Source organism: Methanophagales archaeon (assembly GCA_021159465.1).
In the GTDB taxonomy this organism is placed as follows: Archaea; Halobacteriota; Syntropharchaeia; order Alkanophagales; family Methanospirareceae; genus G60ANME1.
In genome coordinates this window covers 1-9,714 of the sequence record JAGGRR010000121.1, presented here as the reverse complement: position 1 = coordinate 9,714, position 9,714 = coordinate 1, and the positions used below count along the sequence as shown (strand labels likewise).

Here is a 9,714-nt window from a genome sequence, read left to right as displayed (position 1 = left end):
ACGTTTCCCACTTCTCGATTAGCCTAAGGAATTCTTGCCTGATCTGATCTTATACCAAATGTCAAGCAAATAACCCTTTCCAGCCCATATCATGTATCGAGCGGTGGAACGAGATTTGCATCAATCTTCCTCATTTTTCGGGGAGTGGAATAAGTATAATTGCATCATTCGGGCATCCATCGTAGAGTTCATAACCTGATAGCTCGTAATTCTCGGCGTCTATCGCAACGATCAGCTTAAAACCAACATAATACCCTTCAGAGGGGTAATAAGACCATTAAAAGAGATATCATGAACTAAAGAACGAGAGGAAATTCGGTGGAGCTAATGACAGGCCTTTGGATAAAAAATTAGTCACAAAAATCTCCTTATTATATCCCTTATCCAATCAGACTTTGTCCCCAGCTGCTGATCTATCGCACGCATAATCATCAAATCCTCCTCTTCAAATGATTTCATGAGTAGAAGCAAGAAGAAATAAAGAGCAAGAAAAACAATTAGCACTGCTATCAAAGCAAACGTTGAGACACCTATAGCATACCTCGCCAACAAATAAATAACAAGGACAGCTATCAACGAAGCAAGAATTATCTTTAAATAACTCCGCCGAAATGGCTGTACCTTTGCTACTCTATAAGCAAACAAGAAGTTAAGAATATACAGGAGAGCAAGAGAAAAACCAGTTGCAACTGCCGCTCCATTCACGCCATAAATCGGTATTAACAGAAAATTCAACCCGAGATTTATCGCCGCTCCTATGTAATTAGCCATCATGACTGTTTTCGTCTTTCCATAAGTTTGTAAAATCTCACTGCTTGGACCTATTGCCGCATAAATCATAAATCCAAATACCAGGATTGATAAAGCAGTCGCTCCCGCAACATACTCAGCACCAAACAAAATTTTGATGATTTGCTCAGGGAAAAGTAATACCAGCAAAAATATAGGGGAGATAAGTGCAAGCATCCATTTTGTAACCACGCTGTAAGTCCTTCTTAAATCTTCCATTTTATTTCTCGCATAGAGTTCAGAAACAACAGGGAAGAAGATAACACCAAAAGCCGCTGGAATACCCCTTATCAACTGTGCTGTTGGCAGTGCCGCATTATAAATCCCCACATCCGCAGATGAGCAAAAATATCCCAACATCAAAGTATCTGTCCAGCCCATTATCATGCCCGCGATACCTGCAAATAGCAGAGGAAAAGAGAAAGCGAAAAGCTCTTTATCCACCGAAACCGCTTTCACTTTTGTGTTTAAAATAGGAAAAACTTTCTTTTCGAGGAAATAAAAAGCTATGAATGGCATAACTATTATTGCAAGCACCCAGCCCCATACTGCACCCACAACCCCAAATCCCAATAGGAGAAGAATCACAATTGCCACTAATTTTAAAGCTTCTTGAAATATCTTTTCTGTATAAACTCGATACCTCATATCTTGAAATCCGACAATAGCGGACAATAAATTTTGAGCTAAAACAAAGAACGGAACCCCAAGAGCAAAAATTTTTAGAATGGATGTCAGGTTCGCATCGTGAAAAACATGATTTGAAATCCAGCTTGCATACCAGAACAGAATAAATGCCAATATAAAACTCAAAGGTAAGGTGATCTTCAGTGCAGAGATTATCGTGCCTTTAATTCTTCCTTTGTCTTCTTTTCCTTTGTAAAATGATACATACCGGACAATCCCGCTTTGTATTCCCACCATAGAAAGAGTTACTGCAATTGACATCACTGCAAAACCAAGTGCGACCAGACCATAATCGCTTGCACCTAACCGTGCAATTATCAATCTTGAGCCATAGCCAAATGTTCTTCCTATTAGGATTCCTACCAGAACAAAGCCCGCTCCTTTGACTATTTTCCGTAACGATTCCCCTAAGAAGTCTTCTTCGTCTGGCATTCTCAGCACCTTTTACTCTGTAATCTACAATCACATAAAACACACATCTTATAAAGTTCATTTATTCCAATCCAGAGTCTGCGAAAATCAAAAGCAGAAAGACAACTGCTAAAATGATGTATCCCAAATTAACGAAATAGGGTGTAGTAATCATTTTAGGTCGTGCCATCAAAGTGCTGGATACAGATACAAGAAGAATCGCTTTTTTATATAGGTAAGGGCAATTCTTAGGTAATTTAAGGTAATTGTTGGACAGCCTCCCAGTTGTATAAAAGAGAAAGAGCACACAAGCCGAAGATGAAAAAGGTCTCGGGCAACATCGTTGATGTTATGAATGGTGATATATACCCGGGCACAATCGTTATTTCTGACAGCAGGATATCAGATATCATAAAGGAGGAGCGCGAGTGCGAGCATTATATTATGCCCGGTTTCGTAGATTCTCACATCCATATAGAGAGCTCGATGCTCACACCCGCAGAGTTCGCCAGAGTAGCTGTGGTTCATGGCACAGTGGCAGTGGTATCAGACCCGCATGAGATAGCCAATGTGCTGGGTGTGGCAGGTGTGAGGTATATGATAGAGGAAGGTCAGGGCGTGCCATTGAAATTCTATTTCGGCGCGCCATCCTGTGTACCAGCATCACCATTCGAGACCAATGGTGCAGTTATAAGCTCAGCAGAGATAGAGGAACTATTGCAGATGGATGAGATAAAATATCTTGGCGAGGTGATGAACTTCCCTGGCGTGATTAAAGATGATGAGGAGATGCATAGAAAGCTTGGTATCGCAAGACAGTATGCAAAACCGATTGATGGACATGCACCCGGACTGCGTGGCTCTGATTTGAAGAAATACGTTAGCTGTGGTATATCCACAGACCACGAATGCATCACGAGGGCAGAGGCGTTGGAAAAGCTCTCCCTTGGCATGAAAGTCATGATCAGGGAAGGCTCAGCAGCAAAGAACTTCGATGAACTGATTCCAATAGTGAATGAGCATTACGAGAATTGCATGTTCTGTACCGACGATATGCATCCCGATGATCTGATAGAAGGGCATATAAATATACTGGTGAAGAGAGCACTGGATTATGGCATAGATATGATGAAAGTCCTCAGGGTTGCATGCGTGAACCCTGTTATGCACTATAAACTGGATGTCGGACTGCTGCGCAAGGGTGATTACGCGGATTTCATCGTTGTTGATGTTGATGATGATTTCAACATCAGAAGTATCTACATAAATGGCACATTAGTAGCAGAAGAAGGCGTGTCTCTGATACCGAGGAAAGTATCGAGGGTGGTGAACAAGTTTGAAGCACGGAAACGAGAAGTGACTGATTTCTCTGTGAATAGCAAAGAACTAAAGTATGGTGATATAAACGTAAATACAAATGTAAATCTAAATATAAATGTGATCGAAGTTGTTGATGGTCAATTAATTACAAATAGAGTGCGTGTAGCACCAAAAGAAATAGCTGGACGCATAGTATCTGATATAAACAGGGACATCCTGAAGCTGGTAGTGATAAACCGATATAGACCGGACTCAAAGGTAGCAATAGGGTTCGTCAGGAATTTCGGACTGAAAGAAGGCGCAATTGCCTCCAGCGTCGCTCATGACTCCCATAACATCATTGCCGTTGGAGTTAGTGATGATGATATATGCAGGGCGGTGAATCTGATAATAGAGAATAAAGGAGGGATAAGTGCCGTATCAGGGAGCAAGAGACTGATTCTGCCTCTACCCATCGGTGGTCTCATGAGTACCTGGGATTATTCCATGGTTGCCACGAGATACAGAGAAATAGATTCAATGGCAAAGGCATTGGGGTCTTCATTAAGCGCACCCCTCATGACTCTCTCGTTCATGGCGTTACTCGTGATTCCGAAATTGAAACTCAGCGATAAAGGCTTATTCGACGCCGATGAGTCTCGATTCATCAACTTCTTCTCTTATTCATATTAGTTAGATCAAATGAAAACAAATCAGATCAGGGATCAACTCAAGTGGAGTTTCTTCTTTATCTCCTGCATCTCCTCTTCATCCAGGTGTAACATATCCCTTATCTGGGACTCTGGATAATCCTCTATGAATAGCCATACGAACTCCTGCTCCAGAGGTGATAGATTCTCCTCTTTTATAAGCTCACTGAGCTTCTCCACCTTCCGCTTCAGCTCTTTTATAAAGACGCCGATACGCACCGGCTTCACCTCTTCCAGTTGCTTCCGTTTCGTGCCCGATTTCGGATACCCGAAGGTATTCAATGTCCGCCCAACGGAATTGAACTTCAGCAATGGCAACCCCTCTGCAGCCCGACGGGCGTTCTCTTCCTCATATATCTCTTCCGCTGACATACCCTCTTCACTATTTAACCGGTCTACGTAGCGATACATCCAGTGCTGCTTACCTACACCCTTTATCTCTTTCATTGCCATCACTTAAATAATATAAACACCCTTTATTATATAAAAGTCAACATATTTTCTTCGCTGCCAGTTCAATAGCCAACATAATACTCGTCCTTGGTCTTATCGTCGCAACAGGTATATTTACTATCCTCTCCACTGTTGGACTGACAATAGGGGCACAGACAAGAGCGGAAGCGCCTTCCTTCTCCGCTTGAATCGCTGCTATTATCGCTTCCTCCATAGTCGTTACTGCGTACTCCTTGATATCAAAGCTCTCTTCTCCTATGCTTATCTTCCTCCGGTCCAACACGTCAAGACAGCCCCGGGAGCAAATAACAGCGATGAATCTCCTCTTTTCTGCACTTCCTATCTCTATCGCCCTTATTGTATCTATTATCTTCCTGAAGGTGCGTAAGTTCGGGTCCCTCTCACCAGCGAGGATCTTATAGAGTGTACTTACTGGTATACCCGATTTCTCACTGAATTCACCTATGCTAACGCCAAGTTCATGCTTGATAGCCTCGGTGAGGACTTTTGGCAGGTCCTTACCACGCCCGAATATCTCGTTCACAACGGTATTGGCAATGCTCATAACCTCTTTCTCTTTTTATTATTACAATTAAGTAAAAATATAAGATTGCTATGGAACTAAAGATAAGTTTTTCACTGGTAGATGCAACAGTCAGTCCCCTGAAATGGGTATACCAGCTTGAAGAGGTGGGTTTTCAGGGCTGGGAGATAGTAGGTGAGGGCTTGCAGCGTGTGGAGGGTGAATTCAAAGAACGTGTGAAGGAGGTATATCAGACGACCAATCTTATTATATCGCTTCACGCACCACTCTCCGATATTAATATAGCAAGTGTGAATGAGCGGATATGGGAAGAGAGCATAAGACAGATAAAAGAGAGTATAAAGAATGCACATGAGTTCATAGAGGATATATGCGTGGTTCATCCGGGCGTTTTATCTCCGCTGTCAGTGCAGATGCCAGATAGAGCATTTGAGAAAGCAATTACCGGCTTGCAAATACTCTGCGATTTCGCATCTGAGTACGGGCTCAGGATAGCTGTTGAGAACCTGACCTCGGCGAATATGTTAATGGGTCGCTATCCGGCTGAGCTTGTACGGATAGTAAAGGGTGTGAACAGAGATAATCTTGGTATCTGCCTCGATGTTGCACATGCCAACACAACAAAAACATTGACAGAATTCCTGGAAATAACAAAGGATGGAGATGTGAAGATAATACACATGCATGCAAGTGACAACTTTGGAGCGGATGATCTGCATTTGCCTCTTGGAAGGGGCAATATTGACTGGCATAAGGTCTTCAATGGCATTAAAGACTACGACTACAAGGGTCTATTTGTAGCCGAGCTATATAACCTGGATGCCGGGATAGAGAGTCTGGAATTCATCCACAGTTTGGGTATTGGAGATGAACAGGGGCAAGGGGCATCATTCCTAAAAAAGGGAGGCCACACCGATAGATATGAGAGTGAACAGGGTGGTTCGAATAAGAGTGCCAAGTACGACACCAAGCCAGGTCATCAAAGGTGACATGCCAATCAGCCTGCCTACTATTGAGCCCACTGCAGAACCGGTCCATTGAAGAGGGAACATAACAAGCAGAACAAGTCCCACAAACCCGAATCGTTTCGCCCATCGGTATCTCATTAGCGCCTTATTACCACTCTCTTCCACCTTCTCCACCATCTTACCTATCAGCGGTATCTTCTTTGCATGGTCAAAGTTCCACACCAGGAATAAAGAGACTACGGCATCGGAGAAGACGATGAATGCTATGAGACCTGCTGGATGTATCCCCAGCCCCAAACCTGCGGGTATAGCTGCTATTGCACCCCCAAGAGGCATGAACGAGTATATACTGAAAACTGTTGCATATCTTGTGTACACATCCTGACCTGCTAAGTAGAGTATCACCGCCGCGGCAATGCCAAGACAGAAGGGGATAATGAGTTTTGCTATTGCTAATCGCTTCATCGCTCTTACTCGCTCCACTCGCTCTTTCAATTTCATTTCCATCATCTTTAATTTTTTAATTAATATTTCTGTTCTAACCATGATTATATGGTAGGCGAGATAGTACCCTCACACATATTCAGGGCGTATGACATAAGAGGCATTTACAATGAGGATTTATCGCCAGCGACTATGCAGAGGATAGGGTTTGCGCTGGGGATGTATGCGCGGGAGCGGAACGAGCGGAGTGTTGTGGTTGGTAACGATATCCGTGCTACCTCTATTATGTTCGCTAATGCGCTCATTTCTGGGCTACTTTATGCCGGCGTGGACGTTACGGATGTAGGAACCACCTCATTTGGTGTGTGCGCGTTCTCAGGTTGGCAATTGAAGAAGGATATAGTCGCGTATGTGACCGCGTCGCATCTGCCACCCGAGTGGAACGGTTTGAAACTGTACACTGGCGAGGGGGTAGGGTTCCAGGCGGAGGCAAATGAGAAGATAAGTGCGATAACAATGGCGACTGCAACGGGCGAGTACGATGGAGTACCGTGGTCTGAAATCGGGCATTATCACAAATTGCAGATGAGAGAAGAATATATAGAATATGTAGCCAGACGATTTCACCACCCGGAGCTCCCGGAGCTCTTTGAAGGCAGGAAGATTGCAGTGGATTGTGGTAACGGCAGCATGGGACTGGTAGCACCGGATGTGATGAGACGCGTGCATCTTCGTGCTCATGTGCTGTTCCCTGAACCGGATCCTGCATTCCCGAACAGACCGTCAGAACCCACAGAGTCAACCCTGGGCGCATTGAAATTAGAAATACAGAGAACGGGCGTGGATTTTGGCGCCGCTTTTGATGGCGACGGAGACCGTGTGGTGATTGTGGATGATCACGGTAGAGTGCTGAGTGCAGATCAGTGTGGTACAATACTGGGAAAGGCACTATTGAAGGAACAAAAGATACCAGGATCGGTATTAGCAAATGTTGAGTGCTCTATGCTTATAGAACGTGAATTAGGGGACTTATGCAGCTCCATACACCGCGTACCGGTGGGGCATACATTTCTGACCAGGGAGGCGAAACGAACGAATGCCGTTCTTGGTATAGAATCAAGTGGGCATTATGTCATCCCTTCCTTCTTCCCTTTTGATGACGCGATGGTTGTACCTTTGATAATAGCGGAGATACTGACAAGAACCGGCAAAAGACTTTCAGAACTGGTGGATGAGTTGCCGAGCTTCCCTAAGGAGCGCAGGAATATTAAATGCGCAGAGAGTGTGAAGTTTAAGGTGATAGATACTCTCGCAGTCAGACTGAGGGCTGAATACGGGAGTGAAAATATAAATATAAATACGATGGACGGTATAAGAATAGATTTAGAAGACGGTTGGGTGCTTATAAGGGCTTCTAATACCTCCCCTATGATTCGTGTGACTGTGGAAGGTGCGACTGAGGCAGTGAAGCAGAAGTTGATGGCTGAATTCGTCAGGCGCACAGAAGAAATAATAAAGGAGCTGAGTTAATTATGTTATAAAATTTGAGATGTCAATACTAATACCAATATCAATACCGGCGAGGCATAGAGAAGGTGCAAAACAATACTATAAATGCGCAATACTCACGATAAGCACCTCTAAGCATAAGAATAGGACACAGAATGACATTTCTGGCTCCGTTGCTCGCTCACTGGTAACAGAAAGAGGACATGAAGTGGTCTATTACGATGTGATACCAGATATAGAGGAGCGTATATATAAGGGGATAATAAAGGCTCAGGACTCAGGTGCTGATTTCATCATCACTACCGGTGGTACAGGCTTAACTAAGGATGATGTCAGCATTGAGACGGTATCAAAGCTAATAGATAAGGAGTTGCCAGGGTTTGGTGAACTATTCAGGTTGAAGAGCTATGAGCGGATAGGCAATGCGGCGATATTAAGTCGCGCAACTGCGGGCGTGATAGGCAGTAAGACGATATTCTGCCTGCCTGGCTCTCCTGACGCTGTTAGACTGGCGCTGACCGAGATAATCCTGCCTGAGATACCGCATATAATGAGGCATGTACAAGAAAAGTCAAACCAAAAACTCAGATAGATAATAAAAGAGACACGAGCGGCTTAATTGCCACGATACACACTATTACGGGCACAAGAATTGCCAGCGTTACAGCAATGATAGACCTGCCAGGAGATAGCTCATGAAGCTCTATCAAACCGGCAATTACCAGCAGAACTGACCATATCGGTGCTATCAGGACATTCACGGGCGCAAGCCAGCCCAGTATCAAACATGGAGTTGCACCATACAAAACTGCCTTCGTAGTCTGCCGTAATCCTTTCTTTCCACCAAGGAGATACGTCCAGATATGGAGCCAGACAGCGATGTAAAGGGCTGCTATAATACCCAATATGATTGTACCCACAAAAGTACCGACACCGAGCAGTGGTATAATCTTACCAAGCTCCGGTAGTCCGGGCATCAGTACCAATCCAGATAAGCCCAGCATGGAGACTATCATATTCACACCAATCGCTGCAACAATCGAGAGTATCGCACCGAGAATAGCAAGAAGCGGAATGTAATACTTGAAAGCGTCACTGAGTGAATCATCCTTCGCCGCTGCGAACTGCCGCGCGGGATTAAATGCGAAACCACGTATCTGACTTAACATTTTACATCATTTGATAGTATCATTGCCACCATATATAAAATTTTCTATTTTTTCACGCGACCATCTTTCTCTGCTACCATGTTCACTCCTCTGTCTTGAATTCATATCTATGGACCTGTCAAATAATATTCACCTTGCATTGCATCTCATGTTCGTATGTGTGTATTATCCAGCTTATTCCACCTTTTGTCTTGATTTGAGTTAGCATGAAAAAGGAGATGACGTGGGGTAACAGTTGCCTTCACTTTTGCATTGCCATGACCCCAAGTAGTTTATACAGACTCTCATCCATAATTGGTGCAATACACCCGCTCATACTCACGACCGAGCAATGCAAGGATTTTACCATGAATTGGTCTTAAGTTTAAGTTCAAGTTCTAGTTCAAGACCTTTATCTTTTCCGACCCCATGTAAAGAACGGTAATGCCCTCACCCTCAAACACCTGAAAGACACGCCGTATCGTCAAACTTTAAAAAAGTTTGATCAAAATGCTTTGCTATTTCTGTGTTGGCTTGCCCTTCTGATCCAGTATTGTCTCACTCTCTTCCTCGTTGTAAAACTCATGATTGGAGAGATTCCATACCTCGTTCTCCATCTGCTCTTTCTCCTTCTTTATCTTATTCTCCAGCGTTTTCGGCTCTCTCATAAACGCTTTCTTCGAGGTTTCCGGTCCAGCTGTGGTCCTTGGAGTAGCCATGGGGCATATTTTTATCTGAATTGGCACGGCGTC

Annotated in this window: 10 protein-coding genes; 4 read left to right on the top strand and 6 right to left on the bottom strand. The window is 43.9% G+C overall.

Annotated elements, in window-relative coordinates:
* Positions 1–354 precede the first annotated feature (354 nt).
* Complete coding sequence (locus J7J01_05865) at positions 355–1,908, bottom strand: flippase (GenBank protein ID MCD6210402.1); 1,554 nt, start codon at positions 1,906–1,908, stop codon at positions 355–357.
* A gap of 297 nt (positions 1,909–2,205) precedes the next feature.
* On the opposite strand from J7J01_05865, the gene ade reads away from it, so the two are divergent.
* Positions 2,206–3,879, top strand: coding sequence for an adenine deaminase (ade, locus tag J7J01_05860; GenBank protein ID MCD6210401.1), 1,674 nt, complete (start codon positions 2,206–2,208; stop codon positions 3,877–3,879).
* Between the two features lie 32 nt (positions 3,880–3,911).
* On the opposite strand, the gene J7J01_05855 is transcribed toward ade, so the two are convergent.
* Positions 3,912–4,343 carry a hypothetical protein gene (locus J7J01_05855; GenBank protein MCD6210400.1) on the bottom strand — a complete coding sequence of 144 codons (432 nt, stop codon included), beginning with the start codon at positions 4,341–4,343 and terminating at the stop codon, positions 3,912–3,914.
* Positions 4,344–4,386: 43 nt separating this feature from the next.
* Entirely contained in the window at positions 4,387–4,914 is a 528-nt protein-coding gene (locus J7J01_05850; protein ID MCD6210399.1) for a helix-turn-helix domain-containing protein, read from the bottom strand.
* 50 nt (positions 4,915–4,964) lie between these two features.
* On the opposite strand from J7J01_05850, the gene J7J01_05845 reads away from it, so the two are divergent.
* A complete protein-coding gene (locus J7J01_05845; GenBank protein ID MCD6210398.1) occupies positions 4,965–5,882 on the top strand; it encodes a sugar phosphate isomerase/epimerase in 918 nt (305 codons plus the stop codon).
* Here J7J01_05845 and J7J01_05840 read toward each other — a convergent pair.
* A complete protein-coding gene (locus J7J01_05840; protein MCD6210397.1) occupies positions 5,787–6,362 on the bottom strand; it encodes a small multi-drug export protein in 576 nt (191 codons plus the stop codon). The two genes, J7J01_05845 and J7J01_05840, sit on opposite strands and share 96 nt — an antisense overlap.
* Positions 6,363–6,413: 51 nt before the next feature.
* Between J7J01_05840 and J7J01_05835 the strand changes: the two genes are divergently transcribed.
* Both J7J01_05835 and J7J01_05830 read left to right on the top strand, forming a co-directional pair.
* Positions 6,414–7,835, top strand: coding sequence for a phosphomannomutase/phosphoglucomutase (locus J7J01_05835; GenBank protein MCD6210396.1), 1,422 nt, complete (start codon positions 6,414–6,416; stop codon positions 7,833–7,835).
* A gap of 19 nt (positions 7,836–7,854) precedes the next feature.
* Positions 7,855–8,406, top strand: coding sequence for a MogA/MoaB family molybdenum cofactor biosynthesis protein (locus J7J01_05830; GenBank protein MCD6210395.1), 552 nt, complete (start codon positions 7,855–7,857; stop codon positions 8,404–8,406).
* Here J7J01_05830 and J7J01_05825 read toward each other — a convergent pair.
* Together J7J01_05825 and J7J01_05820 are read right to left on the bottom strand one after the other, a co-directional pair.
* Positions 8,399–8,983: a YIP1 family protein gene (locus J7J01_05825; GenBank protein MCD6210394.1), complete on the bottom strand. Its 585-nt coding sequence runs from the start codon at positions 8,981–8,983 to the stop codon at positions 8,399–8,401. The genes J7J01_05830 and J7J01_05825 overlap by 8 nt on opposite strands.
* Positions 8,984–9,480: 497 nt before the next feature.
* Positions 9,481–9,714: hypothetical protein (locus J7J01_05820; GenBank protein ID MCD6210393.1), on the bottom strand; the 234-nt coding region annotated here is incomplete at its 5' end.